Origin of the sequence: Flavobacterium sp. CFS9 (genome assembly GCF_041154745.1) — a bacterium.
Classification (GTDB): Bacteria; Bacteroidota; Bacteroidia; order Flavobacteriales; family Flavobacteriaceae; genus Flavobacterium.
The window spans coordinates 4,668,341-4,690,519 of sequence record NZ_AP031573.1 but is presented as its reverse complement, the minus strand read 5'-3'; the positions used below and the strand labels follow the sequence as shown (position 1 = coordinate 4,690,519).

Below are 22,179 nucleotides of genomic sequence, written 5' to 3'. Positions count from 1 at the left end.
AACCCCGCCACAAAAGGATGCCCACTTCTATCGGGGCTAGGAGGTGAGGTTGTGATAAAGAGTCAAACCCGACAGGTTTTTAGAACCTGTGGGGTTTACTATTTACAACAACAAAAAAAAGATTGTTTGTAAAAAACGCCAAACCAGCCATTTAAGAAAAACTTCAAAAATAAGTGTAGAAAAAGCTTGTGAAAGCGAATAAAGTGACTACTTTTGCACCCGCAACAGCGATAAACGTTCACAGAGATACTGATAAGCAAAACGAATCAAAACGAAAATTTATTTTCAAAAAAAGATTCCAAAAAGCTTGCGAGATTTAAAAACGGGTATTACATTTGCACCCCGCAAAACATGGGAAGTTCATTGAAAAATTGGTAAGGATAGAGGTTGAAAAGGAAAAGAAATTTTCTAAAAAAACTTCAAAAATCTTTTGCCAGTTTGAAATAAGTTTTCTACTTTTGCACCCGCTTTGAGAAACAAGCGATAATAAGAAAAAAGAATACGTTCGTAGACATATTGAATTGACAGCCGTCCCGATTAATCGGGACAAAAGAATAAGAGTAATAGAGTCGTAAGATTCGAAAAGAACCGATAGATATTCGTCGCGATATAATATAAAAAATATACGATGAAGAGTTTGATCCTGGCTCAGGATGAACGCTAGCGGCAGGCTTAACACATGCAAGTCGAGGGGTATATGTCTTCGGATATAGAGACCGGCGCACGGGTGCGTAACGCGTATGCAATCTACCTTTTACAGAGGGATAGCCCAGAGAAATTTGGATTAATACCTCATAGTATAACACAATCGCATGATTGAGTTATTAAAGTCACAACGGTAAAAGATGAGCATGCGTCCCATTAGCTAGTTGGTAAGGTAACGGCTTACCAAGGCTACGATGGGTAGGGGTCCTGAGAGGGAGATCCCCCACACTGGTACTGAGACACGGACCAGACTCCTACGGGAGGCAGCAGTGAGGAATATTGGACAATGGGCGCAAGCCTGATCCAGCCATGCCGCGTGCAGGATGACGGTCCTATGGATTGTAAACTGCTTTTGTACGAGAAGAAACACCTCTACGTGTAGAGGCTTGACGGTATCGTAAGAATAAGGATCGGCTAACTCCGTGCCAGCAGCCGCGGTAATACGGAGGATCCAAGCGTTATCCGGAATCATTGGGTTTAAAGGGTCCGTAGGCGGTTTAGTAAGTCAGTGGTGAAAGCCCATCGCTCAACGGTGGAACGGCCATTGATACTGCTGAACTTGAATTATTAGGAAGTAACTAGAATATGTAGTGTAGCGGTGAAATGCTTAGAGATTACATGGAATACCAATTGCGAAGGCAGGTTACTACTAATGGATTGACGCTGATGGACGAAAGCGTGGGTAGCGAACAGGATTAGATACCCTGGTAGTCCACGCCGTAAACGATGGATACTAGCTGTTGGGAGCAATTTCAGTGGCTAAGCGAAAGTGATAAGTATCCCACCTGGGGAGTACGTTCGCAAGAATGAAACTCAAAGGAATTGACGGGGGCCCGCACAAGCGGTGGAGCATGTGGTTTAATTCGATGATACGCGAGGAACCTTACCAAGGCTTAAATGTAGTTTGACCGATTTGGAAACAGATCTTTCGCAAGACAAATTACAAGGTGCTGCATGGTTGTCGTCAGCTCGTGCCGTGAGGTGTCAGGTTAAGTCCTATAACGAGCGCAACCCCTGTTGTTAGTTGCCAGCGAGTAGTGTCGGGAACTCTAACAAGACTGCCAGTGCAAACTGTGAGGAAGGTGGGGATGACGTCAAATCATCACGGCCCTTACGCCTTGGGCTACACACGTGCTACAATGGCCGGTACAGAGAGCAGCCACTGTGTGAGCAGGAGCGAATCTATAAAGCCGGTCACAGTTCGGATCGGAGTCTGCAACTCGACTCCGTGAAGCTGGAATCGCTAGTAATCGGATATCAGCCATGATCCGGTGAATACGTTCCCGGGCCTTGTACACACCGCCCGTCAAGCCATGGAAGCTGGGGGTGCCTGAAGTCGGTGACCGCAAGGAGCTGCCTAGGGTAAAACTGGTAACTAGGGCTAAGTCGTAACAAGGTAGCCGTACCGGAAGGTGCGGCTGGAACACCTCCTTTCTAGAGCCTTAGTGTTAGTTTTCGGACACGCTAAGGAAAAAAGATGATTATTTATAGGATTCTGAATTGGAGATTGTATTACTCTTGCTGTTAATTTAAAAAATGAAAAAAGAATTAAGTAAAAACAGAGTCTCGTAGCTCAGCTGGTTAGAGTACTACACTGATAATGTAGGGGTCGGCAGTTCGAGTCTGCCCGGGACTACTTTTTTAAAGAGTTATAAGTTATGAATTATAAGTTATAAGTTTAAAAAGGCTGAAAAACTTGATTTAAAAGGAAATTTTAGAGGTTGAGTAACCGTTTTAAGTAGTGTTAACTGAAAACTGTTAACTGACAACTAAAAAATGGGGGATTAGCTCAGCTGGCTAGAGCGCCTGCCTTGCACGCAGGAGGTCAACGGTTCGACTCCGTTATTCTCCACAAGGCCTAAAGCTTTAAGCTATAGGCAAAGGCTAAGAAAGCTTAAAGTGTATTGCTTAAAGCCTAAAGCGAAACAAAGTTCATTGACATATTGAGATAAGAAAATAATAAGAAAGTAGAAAGCGTTTTTTATTAGCAATAATAAGAAACAAAAAAAACGGTCTTGTTTTAAATAACAAGATTGGTACAATAAGCAAAATAAGGGCGTATGGGGGATGCCTAGGCTCTCAGAGGCGAAGAAGGACGTGATAAGCTGCGAAAAGCTACGGGGACGAGCACACATCGATTGATCCGTAGATATCCGAATGGGGCAACCCACTATGTTGAAGACATAGTACACCGATAGGTGGGCAAACCCGCTGAACTGAAACATCTAAGTAGGCGGAGGAGAAGAAAACAAAAGTGATTCCGTAAGTAGTGGCGAGCGAACGCGGATTAGCCCAAACCAATGATGTTACGGCATTGTTGGGGTTGTAGGACCACGACATTTCATGTACAAGGAACCGGAATTGACTGGAAAGTCGAGCCATAGAGAGTGATAGCCTCGTATGGGTAACAAGTATAATGGATAGTGGTATCCTGAGTAGGGCGGGGCACGTGAAACCCTGTCTGAATTTGGCGGGACCATCCGCTAAGGCTAAATACTCCTGAGAGACCGATAGTGAACCAGTACCGTGAGGGAAAGGTGAAAAGAACCGTGAATAACGGAGTGAAATAGATCCTGAAACCATACGCTTACAAGCGGTCGGAGCCCTTTAGTGGGGTGACGGCGTGCCTTTTGCATAATGAGCCTACGAGTTAACGTTGCTGGCAAGGTTAAGTGATTAAGTCACGGATCCGTAGCGAAAGCGAGTCTGAATAGGGCGCTTTAGTCAGTAGTGTTAGACGCGAAACCGTGTGATCTACCCATGGGCAGGATGAAGCGCTGGTAACACAGTGTGGAGGTCCGAACCGGTTGACGTTGAAAAGTCTTCGGATGACCTGTGGGTAGGGGTGAAAGGCCAATCAAACTCGGAAATAGCTCGTACTCCCCGAAATGCATTTAGGTGCAGCGCTGATAATAGTTATATAGAGGTAGAGCTACTGATTGGATGCGGGGGCTTCACCGCCTACCAATTCCTGACAAACTCCGAATGCTATATAATGTTTTACAGCAGTGAGGGCTTGGGTGCTAAGGTCCAAGTCCGAGAGGGAAAGAACCCAGACCATCAGCTAAGGTCCCCAAATATATGCTAAGTTGAAAGAACGAGGTTTGTCTGCCCAGACAGCTAGGATGTTGGCTTGGAAGCAGCCATTCATTTAAAGAGTGCGTAACAGCTCACTAGTCGAGCGGACGAGCATGGATAATAATCGGGCATAAGCATATTACCGAAGCTATGGATTTTGCAGCAATGCAAAGTGGTAGGGGAGCATTCCAGCAGGGTTGAAGGTGTATCGTAAGGTATGCTGGACTGGCTGGAAAAGAAAATGTAGGCATAAGTAACGATAATGCGGGCGAGAAACCCGCACACCGAAAAACTAAGGTTTCCACAGCTATGCTAATCAGCTGTGGGTTAGTCTGGTCCTAAGGCGAACCCGAAAGGGACAGTCGATGGCCAACGGGTTAATATTCCCGTACTACTAATTACTGTGATGGGGTGACGGAGTGATGAAAGCGCCGCGAACTGACGGAATAGTTCGTTGAAGTACCTAGCTATATTCTCTATAGGCAAATCCGTAGAGAATGGTGAAATACGATAGTACTCGGAGTCTTCGGACAAAGAGATAGTGCGCCTAAGGGCTTCCAAGAAAAACCTCTAAACTTCAGGTAATTAGTACCAGTACCGTAAACCGACACAGGTAGTTGAGGAGAGAATCCTAAGGTGCTCGAGAGATTCATGGCTAAGGAATTAGGCAAAATAGACCTGTAACTTCGGGAGAAAGGTCGCCCCGAGCAATCGGGGCCGCAGTGAAGAGGTCCAGGCGACTGTTTATCAAAAACACAGGGCTCTGCAAAATCGTAAGATGACGTATAGGGCCTGACACCTGCCCGGTGCTGGAAGGTTAAGAGGAGATGTTATCTTCGGAGAAGCATTGAATTGAAGCCCCAGTAAACGGCGGCCGTAACTATAACGGTCCTAAGGTAGCGAAATTCCTTGTCGGGTAAGTTCCGACCTGCACGAATGGTGTAACGATCTGGACACTGTCTCAGCCATGAGCTCGGTGAAATTGTAGTAACGGTGAAGATGCCGTTTACCCGCAGTGGGACGAAAAGACCCTGTGCACCTTTACTATAGCTTAGTATTGACCTTGGATAAATGATGTGTAGGATAGGTTGGAGACTGTGAAGTGGCGTCGCCAGGCGTTGTGGAGTCATTGTTGAAATACAACCCTTTGTTTATCTGAGGCCTAACCCCGTGTTGCGGGGGACAGTGCTTGGTGGGTAGTTTGACTGGGGTGGTCGCCTCCAAAAGAGTAACGGAGGCTTCTAAAGGTTCCCTCAGTACGCTTGGTAACCGTGCGTAGAGTGCAATGGCATAAGGGAGCTTGACTGAGAGACATACAGGTCGATCAGGTACGAAAGTAGAGCATAGTGATCCGGTGGTTCCGCATGGAAGGGCCATCGCTCAAAGGATAAAAGGTACGCCGGGGATAACAGGCTGATCTCCCCCAAGAGCTCATATCGACGGGGGGGTTTGGCACCTCGATGTCGGCTCGTCACATCCTGGGGCTGGAGAAGGTCCCAAGGGTTGGGCTGTTCGCCCATTAAAGTGGCACGCGAGCTGGGTTCAGAACGTCGTGAGACAGTTCGGTCTCTATCTACTGTGGGCGTTAGAAATTTGAGTGGATCTGATTCTAGTACGAGAGGACCGAATTGGACAAACCTCTAGTGTATCTGTTGTCCCGCCAGGGGCACCGCAGAGTAGCTACGTTTGGAAGGGATAAGCGCTGAAAGCATATAAGCGCGAAACCCACCACAAGATGAGATTTCTTTTAAGGATCGTGGAAGATGACCACGTTGATAGGCTATAGATGTAAAGGCAGTAATGTCATAGTCGAGTAGTACTAATAATCCGTAAGCTTATGTACGCACTTTTCCCTCCGAGCAATCGGAGGGAGGAAACTTTCTAAAACTTAAAATACTTATTTGTTTCTTTATCTCAGTATGTTAAAATATTTGCAGCGAAGCTGCAGTTGAAAGTTGAAGGTTGGTAGTTGATGGAAACACCAACAACCATAAACCAACAACCGCCAACAATAATCTTAAGGTGGTTATTGCGGCGGGGCTCACCTCTTCCCATCCCGAACAGAGAAGTTAAGCCCGCCTGCGCAGATGGTACTGCAGTTATGTGGGAGAGTATGTCGTCGCCTTTCTTTTGAAAACCCTATCCAAATCGGATAGGGTTTTTTGTTTTATTCCTTTTTGAAATCCTCGCGCTCGTCGCGGTTAGAAATAGTCCACAGATCAAACGGTTTTTTTTTGATTTACAGGAGTGAGAATGGCTTTTGCCCTTTCAGGGCGATTTGTCACCGGGTATCGTAAGTCATAGTGCTTCGCACCATGCTGTTGCTTTAGGGCTTTCAGCCCTTTTTTGAATGTCTTTGAATTGATTTTTTTCTTGTAATTTTCTTTTTATCAAAGGCCGCGTTAGGGATGGAAGCGGTATCCTTTTGCGATAACCGTGCTCTTAAAAATTCCCCTGAAGCTTCTATCGCAAAAGATTTAGCGGACAGCCCGACCCAGAGGGGAACGCCATAATTATGATTACAAGTTAAAATCAAAGATTGTAATTTCAGATAAAAATCATATTTTTACTTTAGTGTTTAATTTATTTAAAAATCGGAATACGATGAAAAATGTCTTTTATAAAGGAGATTGTGATGAGTTTGTGAAACGTATTAATTTGCTTCAACCGGATTCGAAGGGGCTCTGGGGTAAAATGGATGTGGCACAAATGTTGGCACACTGCAATGTTTCCTATGAGATGGTTTACGATGATATTCATCCAAAACCAGGTTTCTTTTTGAAGTTTATTTTAAAGACTTTGGTTAAAAATAAGGTGGTGAGTGAGACACCATATAAACATAATAATCCGACGGCACCACAGTTTATTATAAATAGCAGCCGCGATTTTAATCTTGAGAGAGAAAGACTGATTGCTTACATTAATAAAACGCAATTGTTGGGTGAAAAAGATTTTGACGGTAAAGAATCGCATTCTTTTGGTAAATTAACCGCTACAGAATGGAATAATATGTTTGCTAAACATCTGGAGCATCATCTGAGTCAATTTGGGGTTTAACTTTATGCTTTGCTTATGAGAATGTTCTGTATTATCAGCTCATTATTTTTGGGATTAACTGTAAACGCTCAGCAACAGGAAGTCCAGAAGAGTATAGAAACCTTTTTTGAAGGTTTTCATCAGAGAGATACCGTAAGAATGAAATCTGTTTGTGCGGATAGAATAGTATTACAATCTATTAGTGAGAGTTTAGTTAAAGGAAACAAACTTACAGAGGAGAACGCGGGTAAATTCTATAAATCAATTGCTACAATACCTTCTAACATTGAATTTTCTGAAAAAATCCTGAGCTACAACATTCAAATTGACGGAACAATAGCACATGTTTGGGCGCCTTATCAGTTTTACGTGAATGATAAGCTGAGTCACTCGGGGGTGAATACTTTTACTTTGTTTAAAGAAAAAGACAACTGGAAAATTATTTATCTGATCGATACCAGAAGAAAGTAATGTTTTTCTATGCTATTTCGGTAGCAAAGTAATTACAGTAGTCCACAATTTTACACTCCTCACATTTAGGTTTAGGTCTGCAGGTTTCTCTTCCCAAAAAAGAAATTGCCATCCCAATTTCAGACCAAATGGTTTTAGGTAGGGCCTGCATTAGGTCTTTTTCGGTTTTAATTCCGTCTTTACTCTCTTTGATAATACCAATTCTTGGCGCTACACGTATAACGTGTAAATCGGCAATAATTCCTTCTGCCGGCTGATGAGTTTCTCGCAATATTACATTGGCTGATTTTCTTCCAATACCTTTTAAAGCTGTTAATTCTTTCATGGTTAATGGAATGTCTTCATCATTTTGAACAGTTTGCGCAATTTCCAAAAGCCATTGCGCTTTTGTGGGATAATTGCGGACTTTGCTTATGTATGGAATGAAAGTTTCTGCATCGGTTTGCGAAAGACTTTTTAGTGTGGGATATTTTTCAAATAGTGCCGGTGCAATTTTATTGATGTTGGCGTCAGAATCCTGAGCAGACAGAACCACCATTACCAGCAATTGATACGTATTTTGATAGTCTAAAGGATGTTTTCTTCCTTTATATTTACTCAGGATGGGTTCCAGTTTTGTTTCCCAATTTGTTGTTTCTCCAAATAAGTCCATCTTTAGTTTCTTTAGAATTGAACAATAGAAAATATAACTATCACAAAATTAAGAGGTTTTGATGAAATCCAGCGTTTTTTTAATGACATTGTGATTCCCAAGAATTTTCCGATGTCCTAAACCTTCTGTTAGATACAAAGTTCCATTTTCCAGCTGTTTATGAATATGGATTCCTGCTTTCACGGAAACTTCAGGATCATCTTGATCATGAATTACAAGGACTGGTATTTTAATTTCCTGAGCTGCTTTGTAGGCTGAAAAGTCATCCATTTTTACTTGGTACTTCTTTTCAAAATGGTCGCGTAAACGCTCACTGATTTCTGGTTTTAGCTCCAATTTTTTAACAAAATCATCCAATATATCCTGTACAATATCTCCACTTCCAATTACGATCGCCTTTTTTACCTTTAATCCGTTTTTGATTGCATTTAAGACAGACATTCCGCCTAAGGAATGACCGATAGCAAATTCAAAAGGGCCAAATTGTTTTTCAAGTTCTAAAATCGAAGCAATAAATTCGGACATGATCGTACTTTTTCCTTCAGATTTTCCATGTGCAGGAGCATCAAAACTTACTGTTGAAAATCCATTTTTTAAAAGTTCATCGGCTATTTTGAATAATTGGGTTCCTCTTCCGGCCCAGCCGTGTACCAGCAAAATTTTGCGGTCACTTTTATCGTATTCATACGTAACCACACTTTTATTAATTAGCGGAACATAAATGGTTTTTTTAATACTTTTTTGCTCCATCTCCAGTTCGCGTTTTGGAACCTTATGTTTTACGGGAGTTGTGAAAAGTTTTGCGGCATAAGTGGTAACCAGTTTTGTCGAAAAAAAGGCACAAATTTTAGCGGATGCAATAATAAACTTGGGAATTTTTAGGGATTTAGTAGGATTATTTTCCTTTTTTGACATATCAATAAATTTTTTTTGAGGGCTGGATTCTGTTTATTTTTTCCTAAATTTAAAAAAAGATAAAAGTAACACATTAATAGATGTTTACTGAAAAAAATAATTCGAAAAATAGTATTTAGTACGCATATAAATTTTAAGAATGGAGATATTTCACATCAGTGCAGAGTGTTATCCAATGGCAAAGGTGGGCGGTTTGGCCGATGTGGTTGGCGCACTGCCTAAATATCAGACCAAAGCAGGTCACGATGTTCGTGTTGTGGTTCCTTGTTATGATACCAAATTTAGAAAAGAGAACGATTTTGAATGTGTTCATTGGGGAAATGTGAAGTTGGGGAATTTTAATTTTCCTTTTAACGTTTTAAAAGAAACAACAGATCAATTAGGATATGAACTGTATCTGATTGAAATCAAAGAATTGTTCGATCGGCCAAATGTTTATGGATATGAGGATGATATTGAAAGATTTGTATCCTTTCAGATCGCAACCTTAGATTGGATTACGGCACGAAATAAGGTTCCTGATGTTTTAAATTGCCACGACCACCATACCGGATTGATTCCGTTTTTAGTTCAATATGCTTACAAATATGAAAGTCTTAGTAAAGTAAGATCGGTAATTACGATACACAATGGTTTGTATCAGGGCTGGTTTGGTTTTGATAAGCTGTTTTATTTACCTGAGTTTGATTTGAAACATGTTGGTTTTTTAGAATGGGATCATTGTATCAACTCATTGGCAGTAGGAATCAAGTGTGCTCATGCTGTGACTACCGTTTCTCCAAGTTATCTCGATGAAATTAACAATGCTGCAAATGGTTTAGAAGCCCTTTTTAAATCGGTTCGATACAAATCAAAGGGGATTTTAAACGGAATTGATTTTGAAGTCTGGGATCCTGCCAAAGATCAAATGATTGAGAGTAATTACTCGATAGATACTTTTGAAATAGGAAAACAGAAGAACAAAGAAAAATTATGTGAAGAGTTTGAACTTGATTCAACAAAACCATTATTCAGTTTTATTGGGCGCTTGTTTGAGGAGAAAGGTGGGGATTTGCTTCCACAGGCTTCAGCACTGGCTTTATCTGAAAATTTTGAAAATATTAATATACTGATTCTGGGATCAGGAAATTCGTTGATTGAAGAACAGTTGGTGCAATTGCGAAATGATTATAAAGGGAATTACAACGTTTTTATAGGTTATAATGAAGCATTAGCACATTTAATTTATGCAGGGGCAGATTTTATTTTAATGCCATCCCGGGTTGAACCTTGTGGTTTAAACCAAATGTATGCGTTGCGTTATGGAACGGTTCCGATCGTAAGAAGAACCGGAGGCTTGAGAGATACGGTAATTGATTTTGGAGACGATGGCAACGGAGTGTGTCATGATCAGGCTTCGGTAGGAGATATTTGTTATTCGATCAATCGTGCCGTAAAATTATATGAGGATAAAATTAATTTTAAAAATATTAGAGCGAAAGGAATGGGGACAGATCATTCCTGGGAGCGTGCATGCCAAGAATACATCGAGATATACAACCTAATAATTGAGAAAAATGAAATTTAAGAAGAAGAATGTAGTTGCCATTATTTTAGGAGGAGGACAAGGATCGCGCTTGTTCCCATTAACCGAAACCCGATCTAAGCCCGCAGTTCCAATTGGTGGAAAATACCGATTGGTGGATATTCCAATTTCCAATTGTATTAATTCTGATATTTTTAAAATATTTGTTCTGACACAGTTCAACTCGGCGTCCCTAAACGCACATATTAAGAATACTTTTAACTTTAGCATCTTTAGTCAGTCCTTTGTAGATATTCTGGCAGCAGAACAAACTCCCGATAATCCAACCTGGTTCCAGGGAACGGCCGATGCCGTCAGACAATGTATGTCACATTTTTTGAAGCACGAATTTGACCATGCCTTGATTTTATCCGGAGATCAATTGTATCAAATGGATTTTAATGAGATGTTGGAAGCTCACATTGCTGCTGATGCTGCGATTTCGATTGCTACATTACCCGTAAATGCGAAAGATGCACCTGAATTTGGAATTTTGAAAACCAATCATGAAAGTTTTATCGAAGCTTTTATCGAAAAACCTCATGCTTCACTGTTACCGGAATGGGAATCTGACGTAAGCGAGCATATGAAGGAGAAAGGTAAAAAGTATCTTGCTTCTATGGGAATCTATATTTTCAACCGTGAATTATTGGTAGAGCTGATGGCCGATCAGGAAACAAAGGATTTTGGAAAAGAAATCATTCCGCAGGCGGTAGGCAAACATAAAATTTTGAGTTACCAATACGAAGGGTATTGGACCGATATCGGAAATATTGAATCTTTCTTTGAAGCTAATATTGGTCTGACGGCCGATATTCCTGAATTTAATTTGTTTGATAACGACAATAAAATTTTTACCAGACCTCGTTTATTACCACCGTCTAAATTTAGAAATTCTACCATCAATCAATCGTTGATTTCGGAAGGATGTATTATTAACGCCAAAGAAATTAAAAGTTCAGTCATTGGAATTCGTTCCAGAATTGGAGAAGGAACCATATTGGAGAATTGTTATGTGATGGGGAACGATTTTTATCAGGATCTGGACGAACTAAATCGTGAAGCCGCAATTAATAAAATTCATGTGGGTATTGGTGAAAACTGTTTCATACAAAATGCTCTGATTGATAAGAATGTGAGAATTGGAAATAATGTTCACATCAGTGGTGGAAAACACCTGAATAATTTTACAAATGAGTTGTACAGTATCAAAGATGGTATTGTTGTGATTAAAAAAGGAGCTGTTCTGTCTGATAATTTTAGAATTGAATAAAAAGCTTAGAATTAATTATTGCCTTAAAAACCAAATATGTCTAAAGTAATTACGCATTCTCTCTTTACCGAGTTTGATATTAACTTATTTAAAGCAGGAAAACACTATCAGTTATACGAAAAATTAGGAGCGCATTTAGTTGAAGTTGATGGCGTAAAAGGAGTGTATTTTGCCGTGTGGGCTCCAACAGCGCAATCAGTTTCGGTGGTGGGTGATTTTAATTATTGGGTACAGGGTGAACATGTTTTACAGGTACGTTGGGATTCGTCGGGAATTTGGGAAGGATTCATTCCGGAGCTTTCAAAAGGAGCGTTGTACAAATATAAAATTCAATCGAATATTGGCGGAATCGTTACCGAAAAAGCAGATCCTTTTGCTTTGTATTGCGAAAAACCGCCTCATACTGCTTCTGTGGTTTGGGATCTGGACTATAGCTGGAAAGATGAAAAATGGATGCAATCGCGTCAGGAGCATAATGCATTAGACAAGCCTCATTCGGTTTACGAAGTGCATTTGGGATCCTGGAAACGCGGAGAACATAATCGCTTTCTAACCTATTTAGAATTAGCAGATGATTTGGTTGCCTATGTAAAGGAAACCGGTTTTACACACGTAGAATTTATGCCTGTTATGGAATATCCTTATGATCCTTCATGGGGATATCAGCTCACGGGATATTTCGCACCTACTTCACGTTTTGGAAAACCACAGGATTTTATGGTTTTGATAGACAAACTGCATCAGGCCGGAATAGGTGTGATTTTAGATTGGGTGCCGTCGCATTTTCCTGAGGATGCACATGGTCTAGGATTCTTTGATGGATCGCATTTGTACGAACATCCGGACCGCCGAAAAGGGTATCATCCGGATTGGAAAAGTTTGGTTTTTAATTACGGACGTAATGAAGTTCGTGCTTTCCTCATCAGCAATGCCGTTTTCTGGTTGAAGCATTACCATGCCGATGGTTTGCGTGTAGATGCCGTAGCGTCTATGTTGTATCTCGATTATTCGAGAAACGAAGGAGAGTGGGAACCGAATATTTACGGAGGAAGAGAAAATCTCGATACCATAAGTTTTCTTAAAGAGTTTAATGAAGTAATTTATGCTAATTTTGATGGGGTTCAAACTATTGCTGAAGAAAGTACATCGTTTCCAATGGTTTCCAGACCAACATTTACAGGAGGTTTAGGCTTCGGAATGAAATGGATGATGGGTTGGATGCACGATACTTTAAAATACTTTCAGAAAGAAACCGTTTACCGAAAATACCATCAGAACGAGTTAACTTTTTCGATGACCTATGCTTTTACCGAGAATTTCATGCTGCCATTTTCCCATGATGAAGTCGTGTACGGGAAAAAATCAATTGCCAATAAAATGCCGGGCGATGAATGGCAGAAATTTGCCAATTTAAGATTACTGTACGGGTATATGTTCACACATCCCGGAGCTAAGTTATTGTTTATGGGATCTGAATTCGGACAAAGTGATGAATGGAATTTTGAAAAAAGTCTGGATTGGCATTTACTGCAATACGAGTACCATACCGGAATTCGAAAAGTAATTACAGATTTGAATCAATTGTACAAAAGCTGCCCCGCGCTTTACGAAAAACAATTCTCAGGAGAAGGTTTTGAATGGATCAATTATTCCGATCATCAGAATGCGGTTTTATCGTACATCCGAAAAGGAAATAATCCGAAAGAAAATCTGATTATCGTTGGCAATTTTACACAGGTTGTTCGTGAAAATTACAGAATTGGAGTTTCGGAAAAAGGCAGACTTCAGGAAATTTTTAATAGCGACGCTGTTGTTTATGGAGGAAGCGGTGTAGGAAACCCTCAGGCAGTAGTAATAGAAGCATCACCTTACGATGGCAGAGATTATTCGGTAGCTTTAAATTTACCGCCTTTAAGCGTTACCGTTTATTCTTTTGTGTAAACAGGGGAAATAGTTGTATATGACTGTTTGTTGCTTGGAGTCATTTTGAAAATGGCACACAGATGTTACTGATTTAGACCGATAAGTACGGATTTTATATTTTAATTCTTTCAATCTGTGACAGATAAATTTGCGATAATTTGTGCAATTCGTGACGATCGAAAGTAATTTATATTGATGTCAATTAAAATCCATCAAATCCATTTCATCTATTAGCATTAGTGAGTTGTTTGCCCGCTTAGCGAACAGTCATATATTATTTTATCAGTTTCAAGTTCTTAAATTATCGATTTGTTGAATTTTTAAGAGGATTACTAATACTCATTCAGAAAAAACGTTTTCGTGAATAATCCTTTTATTTATAGAGGGTTATCTGGTTTTTTTGTATGTTTGAAAGGGAGACTAACGTTATATAATTAATACAGAAATCGACATGATTACAAATACGGCATTAGAATACAAGGGCGATTTATATCCATCAAAAATTATCTCGCATCAGCATGAAGGGGATTCTGTTTTTTTTCATACTGACAATAAAGTAATCTTAAAAGTCACTATTCTTAGAGACAGTTTGATTCGCTTTCGCTTTACCACAAAAGGGTATTTTAGTAATGATTTTTCGTATGCCGTTGATAAAACACAGCTTCATGGCTACAATTTTTTAGAGCTTACTGAAGAAGAAACTTATTTTCAGATCAAAACCAGTAAAGTAAAATGTAAAATTCAAAAAAGAGATTTGCGTCTCGCCATTTACGATTTAAACGATTTTCTTATTCTGGAAGACGAATTGGGTTTTCATTGGGAAGAAAGTTACGAATACGGAGGAAATATCGTAAAAATGAGTAAATCCTCTAAAGATGGAGAATGTTTTTACGGTCTGGGAGACAAAGCCACTCAGATGAACTTAAAAGGCAAGAGACTTGAGAATTTTGCCACTGATCAATACGCTTATCAAAAAGAACAGGATCCGTTATACAAAGTAGTCCCGTTTTATATTGGGTTGCACAATAAAGTATCTTACGGAGTCTTTTTTGACAATACTTTCAGAACCTTCTTTGATTTTTGTCAGGAAAGAAGAAATGTTACCAGTTTTTGGGCAGAAGGCGGAGAAATGAATTATTATTTCATCTATGGGCCTCAAATGCAGGACGTAGTGACCACTTATACCGATTTGACCGGAAAACCGGAACTGCCGCCGCTTTGGGTTTTAGGTTACCACCAATGCAAATGGAGTTATTATCCCGAAAGTAAAGTAAAAGAAATCACTTCAAAATTCAGAGAACTCAAAATTCCATGTGATGCCATCTATCTCGATATCGATTATATGGAAGGATTTCGATGTTTTACCTGGAACAAAAACTATTTCCCCGATCCTAAAAAAATGGTAGCCGAATTGGCCGAAGACGGTTTTAAAACAGTGGTGATCATTGATCCGGGAATTAAAATCGACAAAGATTACTGGGTGTATCAGGAAGCCTTAGAAAAAGATTACTTCTGTAAAAGAGCCGATGGTCCTTATATGAAAGGGAAAGTCTGGCCAGGCGAATGTAATTTTCCCGATTATACAAATCCCGTTGTAAGAGAATGGTGGGCCGGTTTATTTAAAGAATTAATTTCAGATATTGGCGTAAAAGGAGTCTGGAACGATATGAACGAACCGGCTGTAATGGAAGTTCCGAACAAAACATTTCCCACAGATGTACGTCACCTATACGACGGAAATCCATGCAGTCATAGAAAAGCACATAATATTTACGGAACACAAATGGCCAGAGCCACTTACCATGGGGTGAAACGTTTTGTTTATCCAAAACGACCTTTTGTGATTACCCGATCGGCTTATTCAGGAGCACAGCGTTATACTTCTTCGTGGACAGGTGACAATGTCGCGACTTGGGAGCATTTATGGATTGCCAATATTCAGGTACAGAGAATGAGTATTTCCGGAATGGGATTTACCGGTTCTGACATTGGAGGTTTTGCTGAACAGCCTACCGGAGAATTGTATGCCCGCTGGATTCAGTTAGGAGTATTTCATCCGTTTTGCCGTACACATTCTTCCGGAGATCATGGTAATCAGGAACCTTGGGCCTTTGATGAAGAAGTCATAAACATTACCCGAAAGTTTGTGAGTTTGCGCTATCAGTTACTCCCTTATTTATATACCATGTTTTGGCAGTATATCGAAGAAGGAGTTCCGATGTTAAAACCATTAGTATATTACGATCAGGAAGATACCCAGACCCATTATCGTAATGATGAATTCATTTTTGGAAATCAAATTTTAGTATGTCCAATATTAGAGCCCAATGCTGTTGGAAGACGAATGTACATTCCAAGAGGAGAGTGGTACAATTACTGGACCAACGAATTTGCCACAGGAGGCAGGGAAGTTTGGATTGATACTAAATTTGATGAAATTCCGGTTTTTGTAAAAGCAGGCGCTGTTATTCCAAAATATCCTGTACAGCAATATGTTGGCGAATTGGAATTTGATGAATTAACACTTGATTTATACTTCAAACTTGGAAAAGAAAAGTCAGTCGTTTACGAAGATGCGCAGGATGGATATGATTACAAAAAAGGACGTTATAGTTTTTTATCCTTCAGTACTATTGGAAAAGAAAAGGAGTTGATTGTTCAATTGCACAAAGAAGGAAAGTATATAACACCTTATAATAAGTATAAAATCAATTTAATCGGACTGCCTTTTAAAGTGACTGAAATTGAAATTGATAATGAGAAAGTAGCCTTTGACAAGGAAGGTTTTGAACTCAATGGCTTTCTAATCGTTGATAAAGAGTTTAACGAACTCCACATCATTGGCGAATAGTATAATCCTGATATTTTTTTTGAGAATTATATAAAAGTGGAAAAATTAATAATCGTACTTTTGTATGTTGTTAAAATACCACCATCATGAGAAAACATTTAGCATCAGGCTTACTGGCCGTCGTTTTAGCGGCTGGTTGTGCGACCAATCCTATTACAGGAAAACAAAATTTGAATTTTGTTTCAAACAGTGAACTATTTCCATCTTCATTTCAGCAGTATAATACTTTTATATCCGAAAACAAGGTAATTACGGGAACTGCAGATGCGAAGAAAGTAGAATTGGTAGGAGGAAGAATAAAGGCAGCAGCTGAAAAATACTTGATTTATTTAGGGCAATCGCAGTATTTGAAAGATTATCGTTGGGAATACAAACTTGTAGACAATAAAGAGGTCAATGCCTGGTGTATGCCCGGAGGAAAAATTGTGGTGTACTCCGGAATTTTACCGGTAACTCAGAATGATTCCGGTTTAGCGACTGTTATGGGACATGAAGTTTCGCATGCTTTGGCCAATCATGGAGCACAAAGAATGAGTGCTGCACAATTACAGCAAATAGGAAGTGTTGCTTTAGGAGCGGCCACAAGCGGTAAAACTCAGCAAACACAAGAGTTATTTGCACAGGCTTATGGTCTGGGTACTCAGGTGGGAGTAATGTTACCGTTCAGCAGAAGTAATGAAACTGAGGCGGATAAAATTGGACTAACGTTAATGGCCATCGCAGGTTACAATCCGGATGATGCTATTGCGTTCTGGAGCAGAATGTCAGCCAAATCAGGAGGCTCGGGTACACCGGAGTTTATGAGTACGCACCCTTCTGATGCTACAAGGATTGCCAATATAAGAGCTTTAATACCGGAAGCAAGAGCAACAGCACTTAAAGTAGGAATCATTAAATAGAATTTTTACGATAAAATAGACAAAGCTATCCTTTTTAGGGTAGCTTTTTTTATGCTGATAATTTATTAATACATGAATTACCGAAAATTGATTTGATTGTAATAAAAAAGAAATAAATTCGTAGCCTGTTAACAAAACCATTACTATGAAGAACCTACCAAAAGGAGATAAGAAATTATTGAATGCCTGGGCATTTTACGACTGGGCTAATTCGGTTTATACATTAACGATTGCTTCGGCAGTATTTCCCATATTTTATGAAGCTTTATTTACAGATCGCGACCATTATATTGATGTATTTGGAATGCATCTTAAAAATTCAGCTTTAATTAGTTTTATTACCGCAGCAGCCTTTTTGGTAGTATCTTTTATTTCACCTTTATTATCCGGAATTGCCGATTATGTGGGGAACAAAAAAGCCTTCATGAAATTCTTTTGTTATATGGGAGCCTTATCCTGTATGGGATTGTATTGGTTTGATCTCGATAATATTTATACAGGATTAGCCTTTTATTTTTTAGGATTATTGGGATATTGGGGAAGTTTAGTTTTTTATAACTCTTACCTGCCGGATATTGCTTTTGAAGAGCAGCAGGATAAAATTAGTGCCAAAGGATATTCGATGGGGTACATTGGTAGCGTATTGTTGCTGATTATCAATTTAGCAATGATTATGAAACCAAGACTTTTTGGTATTACCGGAACCGATGGTGAAGCTGCAATGAAAGCAATGCGTTACTCTTTTATAATGGTGGGAGTCTGGTGGATTCTATTCAGCCAGTATACCTACTATTATCTGCCAAAAGGAAGCAAAGCGAGTGGGCAGAAATTAACTAGTTCAGTTGTTTTTAATGGCTTCAAAGAGTTAAAAAAGGTTTGGGCTTTGCTAAAAGATAACATTGCTTTAAGAAGATATTTGAGCGGATTTTTTGTTTCAAGTATGGCGGTGCAAACGGTAATGCTTGTAGCAACTTATTTTGGAGCGCAGGAAATTGAGTGGGCAACCAAAGAAGACAGTACCATTGGATTGATAAAATGTATTTTGATTATCCAGTTGGTAGCAGTTGTTGGAGCAGTCTTAACCTCAAGAGCTTCGGCTAAGTTTGGAAACATTCCTACTTTAATTTTTATCAATGGTATTTGGGCTGTATTTTGTGCTTTGGCGTACTTTATAGTATTACCGATGCACTTTTATGTAATGGCTACGATTGCCGGATTTGTGATGGGGGGAATTCAGGCATTGTCCCGTTCTACTTATTCAAAATTACTGCCAGAAACAGAAGATACTGCTTCCTTCTTTAGTTTTTATGATGTAGCGGAGAAAATAGGAATTGTAATTGGAATGTGTGTCTACGGAATCATCGATCAGATCACCGGAAGTCCGCGTGCGGCAATTGTGATTTTAGCCATCTTTTTCGTTACTGCCATTTTTCTTTTAAGAAGAGTACCTAAAAAGGAACTTTAAAAAGTTAGTGTGTAAACACAAGTATAAAAAAAACACGAATTCCACGAATCGTCATTAAACAGAGGTTCGTCTTTTAGAATTTGTGCAAATTCGTGGAATTCGTGTTTAGACTGTAGCTTTAAAAGCACTTTTACTTCAATATTATTTAGATTTAAGTTGCGTATCTATTTTTATAAGTATTTGCGGCTTTTTTACTTTTGGGATGGGAATGGTTTTAATATGAGTAAGATATTGATGTTCACTGTGATTAAGAGTGAGAGTCTGAATTCTGAGGGATTGGTAAATACGATATCGTACCGCTTTTAAAGTATAAAGCCCAATAATAAAAGAAAAGTAAACTGTTTGTTCTTTGATTTGATGATGATGAAATTCTTTTATTATTGAGCTTTTTATAGAATTAGGCTTTTGAAATACTTCCTGATCCCGAAACTTTTACGCTGCGTTTTTCTGGATTTCCAATGTATTTAACATCACCGGATCCTGACACTTTTGCACTTATAGTTTCAACGCAGTTTACACGAACGTCTCCTGATCCTGAAATGGTAACATCGGTATTTTTTGTTTTAAGATTTGCAGCATCAATATCTCCGGAACCTGATAATATGGTGGAAAAATTATCAGCATTTCCTTTTAATTTTACATCTCCTGATCCGCTTAAAGTCAATTGAAGATCGTTGTTGTCTAAAGCCAGATTAAAGTTTCCTGAACCGGATAATCTTGCCTGAAATTTGTCACTTTTAATTGGACTTTTTGTACGGATATCTCCTGAGCCCGCCAAACTCAACTGAGATATGGTTTCAAAAGGTATTGTCATTTCAATTTTTTTTCCAAGACTTGGCGAAAGATTAACGCCTTTCTCAACATAAACTTTTAAAATGTTGTTCTCTACTTCAACTTTTATGGCGGCCAGTAAATTTTGCTCACCATCTAGTATAATTTTTCCTTCTTTCCCGGCTACTAAATCCACATCAAAAAAACCGGAAATTTTAATACCGTGATAATCAGAGGTGGTTCTGGTTTCAGAAACGACGTTACCATTTCCTTTTATTTTTTTATTTGACCATTGAGCATTCGCAATAAAACTGAATAAAAATGCACTGCAAACGAATAATTTAACTGATGTTTTCATTGTTTTGATTGTTTTTGATTGTTATTTTTTGATTAATGCTGCATTACCATAGCTGGTAGTTACTGTTATTTTGCTTTGTCCTTTTTTCTTATTGTAACCACTTATTTTTTTAGCACTGCCTTTGCTTTCTGCCACCGATGTTTCTAATGAACTGTCGTACTTGATACTCCCGTATCGGGTGTTAATGTCAAAATCAAAAGCAAGATCAGCGCTGTAGCCCAGTGATACATTAGTGTAGCTGCTCGCAACATTCACATTTTTCTTTTTCTCATTTAGAGTGTCCACATTTATCTTTGAATAGGCCGTATCAATATTTAAATTACCGGAAAGTTCTCCAACAGAAACACTTAAGTAATTTCCTGAACCCGTCAGCGAACTGATTTTCTGAAGTTTAAAAGTAGAGTAATTACTATCGTATTTGATATTCTGACCTTCATCAAGCAAATATAAATCAGTGTAATTGGCATCTATGTTTAAGTTTCCGGATTGGGTGATTTTCAGGTTAGAATAACGTGCTTCAATATCACCGTTTTTGATAGATTCAATGGTCGAGTTCTGGCAATAGCCAATTTCAATTCGATTACTCGTACCATTTAGTTTTCCTAACGTAATTTTTCCGTATTTACAAGTGATATCAGTGGTCGATTCTAAACTTAATGTCGTGATATCTCCATACTTATTATTCAGTTTTACCGAACCGTTTTTCGGGATTTTAATCACATAGTTAATTTCGAAGAAATCGGCACTTCCTTTACTTCTTAGTGAAGAATTTCCAAGGTTTGTCACCGCGGTAACCATCGATTTAAGGGCAGTAATATCGACATCAATACTGTTCAGCCTCTCGTTTACCCAACTTTCACTTTTGCTGGTTGCTTTAATGGTAATGTCGATGTCAATTTTATCTTCATTCCAGGTACTAACCGTGATGTCTCCGTATTTGTTGTCAATATCAATACCGGCGTTCGAATTCACGATATAGGTTTTTTTAATGTTCTTTTGCTTAGTCAGGTAACTATTCTCATCGTTTGAGAATCCTAAAAAAGGAAGCAAAAGGAATAAGATGAGTATTTTATAATGTCTTTTCATGTGTAGTGTTAGTTTTAAAATTTTCATTTTCTTCAATGCGTTTCAATACCGTTTGTAAAAAGGAAATACGTGTTTCCAGATTACTGATCATGGCATAAATAATTTGTTTGTTTTCACCGTTTTTCTGCAATTCGTTCATGATTTTTGCATAATCGGCATCAAACACCTTCATTTGTTTTAAGGCATCGTTAATAATCTGTTCATTTTGAGGAGAACTTTTTTCTTTTAATTTTACTAGCTCATTATCGATTAAAATACTGAATATCGAATCGGTTCTTTTGGCTTCCTTCGAAGCAAACTTGTACTGTTTAGGCTCCTGGTAACTGTTGTAGAATATAGACACTCCCAACAATACCACAATTGAAGCAGCAATGGCCCAAACCGCGTGATTTTTTTTCTTAGGTTGTTTTTGGTTTAATTTATTTAAGAAATCAAGCTGATGGTCAGAAGTTAATTCCTGTACATCCCATTGGTTCTCAAAATTTTTGAATAATTGATCTAAATCGTCATTTTCCTTTTTCATATCTCCTCTAATTTTTTTCGTAAACTTTCTTTTGCTCTGCTTAGCGTCGTCCGGCAATTAGCATAACTGATGTTTAATATTTCACTAATTTCCTCCTGATCGTAACCCTCAATATAAAAAAGGGTTAAAACCATACGATAATTGTCTTTCAGGTTCGAAATCGTATCTAAGACTTGTTTTACTTTAAGTGAATTAAGGTCGATGCTGTCACTTAATACACTGTCGTTTTCCTCTATTTTATAAAGAGTTTTAGTCAAATCCTCTGCCTGAAAAGCATTCTTCTTTTTATAAAAATCAATACTGTAATTGATGATTATTCTTTTTAACCACGCACCAAACGCTACTTCTTGTTTATAGTCATTGATTTTTGTAAAAGCTTTAAGAAAACCTTCCTGCATGACGTCTTGTGCAAAATGTTCATCTTTCACAATGCGGAATGCCACATTGTACATCGCTTTACAATATCGATTGTAAACTTCGAACTGCGCTTTTTGGTTGTTCTCCTTACAAAGCGTGATTAATTCTTCGATATTCTGGTTAGTTATATTCAAGTAATTGTTGCTAGTTTTTAATAATGACTTTGCTTTTTTTGGTTTGTTACAGTTTTGA

Annotated in this window: 14 protein-coding genes, 2 tRNA genes and 3 rRNA genes; 13 read left to right on the top strand and 6 right to left on the bottom strand. The window is 38.8% G+C overall.

Annotation, left to right across the window (positions count from 1 at the left end):
- Positions 1 to 625: 625 nt before the first annotated feature.
- The 7 genes from ACAM30_RS19755 to ACAM30_RS19725 all read left to right on the top strand — a co-directional run bounded on the left by ACAM30_RS19755 (position 626) and on the right by ACAM30_RS19725 (position 7,290).
- Positions 626 to 2,139, top strand: a 16S ribosomal RNA gene (locus ACAM30_RS19755).
- Between the two features lie 128 nt (positions 2,140 to 2,267).
- Positions 2,268 to 2,341: transfer RNA gene (locus ACAM30_RS19750), tRNA-Ile, on the top strand.
- 142 nt (positions 2,342 to 2,483) lie between these two features.
- A tRNA-Ala gene (locus tag ACAM30_RS19745) sits at positions 2,484 to 2,557 on the top strand.
- Between the two features lie 187 nt (positions 2,558 to 2,744).
- A 23S ribosomal RNA gene (locus ACAM30_RS19740) occupies positions 2,745 to 5,626 on the top strand.
- 175 nt (positions 5,627 to 5,801) lie between these two features.
- Positions 5,802 to 5,911: ribosomal RNA gene (gene rrf / locus ACAM30_RS19735) — 5S ribosomal RNA — on the top strand.
- Together the 16S, 23S and 5S rRNA genes with 2 tRNA genes alongside form the textbook arrangement of a ribosomal RNA operon.
- A gap of 476 nt (positions 5,912 to 6,387) precedes the next feature.
- Positions 6,388 to 6,840: a DUF1569 domain-containing protein gene (locus ACAM30_RS19730; protein WP_369616227.1), complete on the top strand. Its 453-nt coding sequence runs from the start codon at positions 6,388 to 6,390 to the stop codon at positions 6,838 to 6,840.
- 15 nt (positions 6,841 to 6,855) lie between these two features.
- Positions 6,856 to 7,290 carry a nuclear transport factor 2 family protein gene (locus tag ACAM30_RS19725; protein ID WP_369616226.1) on the top strand — a complete coding sequence of 145 codons (435 nt, stop codon included), beginning with the start codon at positions 6,856 to 6,858 and terminating at the stop codon, positions 7,288 to 7,290.
- 7 nt (positions 7,291 to 7,297) lie between these two features.
- On the opposite strand, the gene nth is transcribed toward ACAM30_RS19725, so the two are convergent.
- Positions 7,298 to 7,942 carry an endonuclease III gene (gene nth / locus ACAM30_RS19720; protein WP_369616225.1) on the bottom strand — a complete coding sequence of 215 codons (645 nt, stop codon included), beginning with the start codon at positions 7,940 to 7,942 and terminating at the stop codon, positions 7,298 to 7,300.
- Positions 7,943 to 7,990: 48 nt separating this feature from the next.
- A complete protein-coding gene (locus ACAM30_RS19715) occupies positions 7,991 to 8,857 on the bottom strand; it encodes an alpha/beta hydrolase (protein WP_369616224.1) in 867 nt (288 codons plus the stop codon).
- Between the two features lie 139 nt (positions 8,858 to 8,996).
- Between ACAM30_RS19715 and ACAM30_RS19710 the strand changes: the two genes are divergently transcribed.
- The 6 genes from ACAM30_RS19710 (at position 8,997) to ACAM30_RS19685 (ending at position 18,832) form a co-directional block, all read left to right on the top strand.
- Positions 8,997 to 10,424: a glycogen synthase gene (locus ACAM30_RS19710; protein WP_369616223.1), complete on the top strand. Its 1,428-nt coding sequence runs from the start codon at positions 8,997 to 8,999 to the stop codon at positions 10,422 to 10,424.
- Positions 10,414 to 11,694, top strand: a complete 1,281-nt coding sequence (locus ACAM30_RS19705; RefSeq protein WP_369616222.1) for a glucose-1-phosphate adenylyltransferase — start codon at positions 10,414 to 10,416, stop codon at positions 11,692 to 11,694. The genes ACAM30_RS19710 and ACAM30_RS19705 overlap by 11 nt, the downstream gene beginning before the upstream one ends.
- 36 nt (positions 11,695 to 11,730) lie before the next feature.
- On the top strand, positions 11,731 to 13,635 hold the full coding sequence (gene glgB / locus ACAM30_RS19700) for a 1,4-alpha-glucan branching protein GlgB (protein WP_369616221.1): 1,905 nt from the start codon (positions 11,731 to 11,733) through the stop codon (positions 13,633 to 13,635).
- Positions 13,636 to 14,068: 433 nt separating this feature from the next.
- Positions 14,069 to 16,468 carry a glycoside hydrolase family 31 protein gene (locus tag ACAM30_RS19695; RefSeq protein ID WP_369616220.1) on the top strand — a complete coding sequence of 800 codons (2,400 nt, stop codon included), beginning with the start codon at positions 14,069 to 14,071 and terminating at the stop codon, positions 16,466 to 16,468.
- Between the two features lie 86 nt (positions 16,469 to 16,554).
- Positions 16,555 to 17,367, top strand: coding sequence for a M48 family metallopeptidase (locus ACAM30_RS19690; protein WP_369616219.1), 813 nt, complete (start codon positions 16,555 to 16,557; stop codon positions 17,365 to 17,367).
- A 145-nt stretch (positions 17,368 to 17,512) separates the two neighbouring features.
- A complete protein-coding gene (locus tag ACAM30_RS19685; protein WP_369616218.1) occupies positions 17,513 to 18,832 on the top strand; it encodes an MFS transporter in 1,320 nt (439 codons plus the stop codon).
- Between the two features lie 397 nt (positions 18,833 to 19,229).
- On the opposite strand, the gene ACAM30_RS19680 is transcribed toward ACAM30_RS19685, so the two are convergent.
- The 4 genes from ACAM30_RS19680 to ACAM30_RS19665 are packed head-to-tail and all read right to left on the bottom strand — an operon-like array spanning position 19,230 to position 22,121.
- The gene (locus tag ACAM30_RS19680) at positions 19,230 to 19,961 is read right to left on the bottom strand and encodes a head GIN domain-containing protein (RefSeq protein WP_369616217.1); all 732 of its coding nucleotides are present in this window, start codon (positions 19,959 to 19,961) and stop codon (positions 19,230 to 19,232) included.
- Positions 19,962 to 19,982: 21 nt separating this feature from the next.
- Positions 19,983 to 21,047, bottom strand: a complete 1,065-nt coding sequence (locus ACAM30_RS19675) for a hypothetical protein (protein ID WP_369616216.1) — start codon at positions 21,045 to 21,047, stop codon at positions 19,983 to 19,985.
- A complete protein-coding gene (locus ACAM30_RS19670; RefSeq protein ID WP_369616215.1) occupies positions 21,031 to 21,570 on the bottom strand; it encodes an anti-sigma factor in 540 nt (179 codons plus the stop codon). The genes ACAM30_RS19675 and ACAM30_RS19670 overlap by 17 nt, the downstream gene beginning before the upstream one ends.
- The gene (locus ACAM30_RS19665) at positions 21,567 to 22,121 is read right to left on the bottom strand and encodes an RNA polymerase sigma factor (RefSeq protein ID WP_369616214.1); all 555 of its coding nucleotides are present in this window, start codon (positions 22,119 to 22,121) and stop codon (positions 21,567 to 21,569) included. The genes ACAM30_RS19670 and ACAM30_RS19665 overlap by 4 nt, the downstream gene beginning before the upstream one ends.
- Positions 22,122 to 22,179 lie beyond the last annotated feature (58 nt).

What these genes read in the sequence shown, in the direction of transcription:
- ACAM30_RS19730 (WP_369616227.1), top strand. Translation starts at nt 6,388, where the DNA reads ATGAAAAATGTCTTTTATAAAGGAGATTGTGATGAGTTTGTGAAACGT.
- ACAM30_RS19725 (WP_369616226.1), top strand. Translation starts at nt 6,856, where the DNA reads ATGAGAATGTTCTGTATTATCAGCTCATTATTTTTGGGATTAACTGTA.
- nth (WP_369616225.1), bottom strand. Translation starts at nt 7,942, where the DNA reads ATGGACTTATTTGGAGAAACAACAAATTGGGAAACAAAACTGGAACCC.
- ACAM30_RS19715 (WP_369616224.1), bottom strand. Translation starts at nt 8,857, where the DNA reads ATGTCAAAAAAGGAAAATAATCCTACTAAATCCCTAAAAATTCCCAAG.
- ACAM30_RS19710 (WP_369616223.1), top strand. Translation starts at nt 8,997, where the DNA reads ATGGAGATATTTCACATCAGTGCAGAGTGTTATCCAATGGCAAAGGTG.
- ACAM30_RS19705 (WP_369616222.1), top strand. Translation starts at nt 10,414, where the DNA reads ATGAAATTTAAGAAGAAGAATGTAGTTGCCATTATTTTAGGAGGAGGA.
- glgB (WP_369616221.1), top strand. Translation starts at nt 11,731, where the DNA reads ATGTCTAAAGTAATTACGCATTCTCTCTTTACCGAGTTTGATATTAAC.
- ACAM30_RS19695 (WP_369616220.1), top strand. Translation starts at nt 14,069, where the DNA reads ATGATTACAAATACGGCATTAGAATACAAGGGCGATTTATATCCATCA.
- ACAM30_RS19690 (WP_369616219.1), top strand. Translation starts at nt 16,555, where the DNA reads ATGAGAAAACATTTAGCATCAGGCTTACTGGCCGTCGTTTTAGCGGCT.
- ACAM30_RS19685 (WP_369616218.1), top strand. Translation starts at nt 17,513, where the DNA reads ATGAAGAACCTACCAAAAGGAGATAAGAAATTATTGAATGCCTGGGCA.
- ACAM30_RS19680 (WP_369616217.1), bottom strand. Translation starts at nt 19,961, where the DNA reads ATGAAAACATCAGTTAAATTATTCGTTTGCAGTGCATTTTTATTCAGT.
- ACAM30_RS19675 (WP_369616216.1), bottom strand. Translation starts at nt 21,047, where the DNA reads ATGAAAAGACATTATAAAATACTCATCTTATTCCTTTTGCTTCCTTTT.
- ACAM30_RS19670 (WP_369616215.1), bottom strand. Translation starts at nt 21,570, where the DNA reads ATGAAAAAGGAAAATGACGATTTAGATCAATTATTCAAAAATTTTGAG.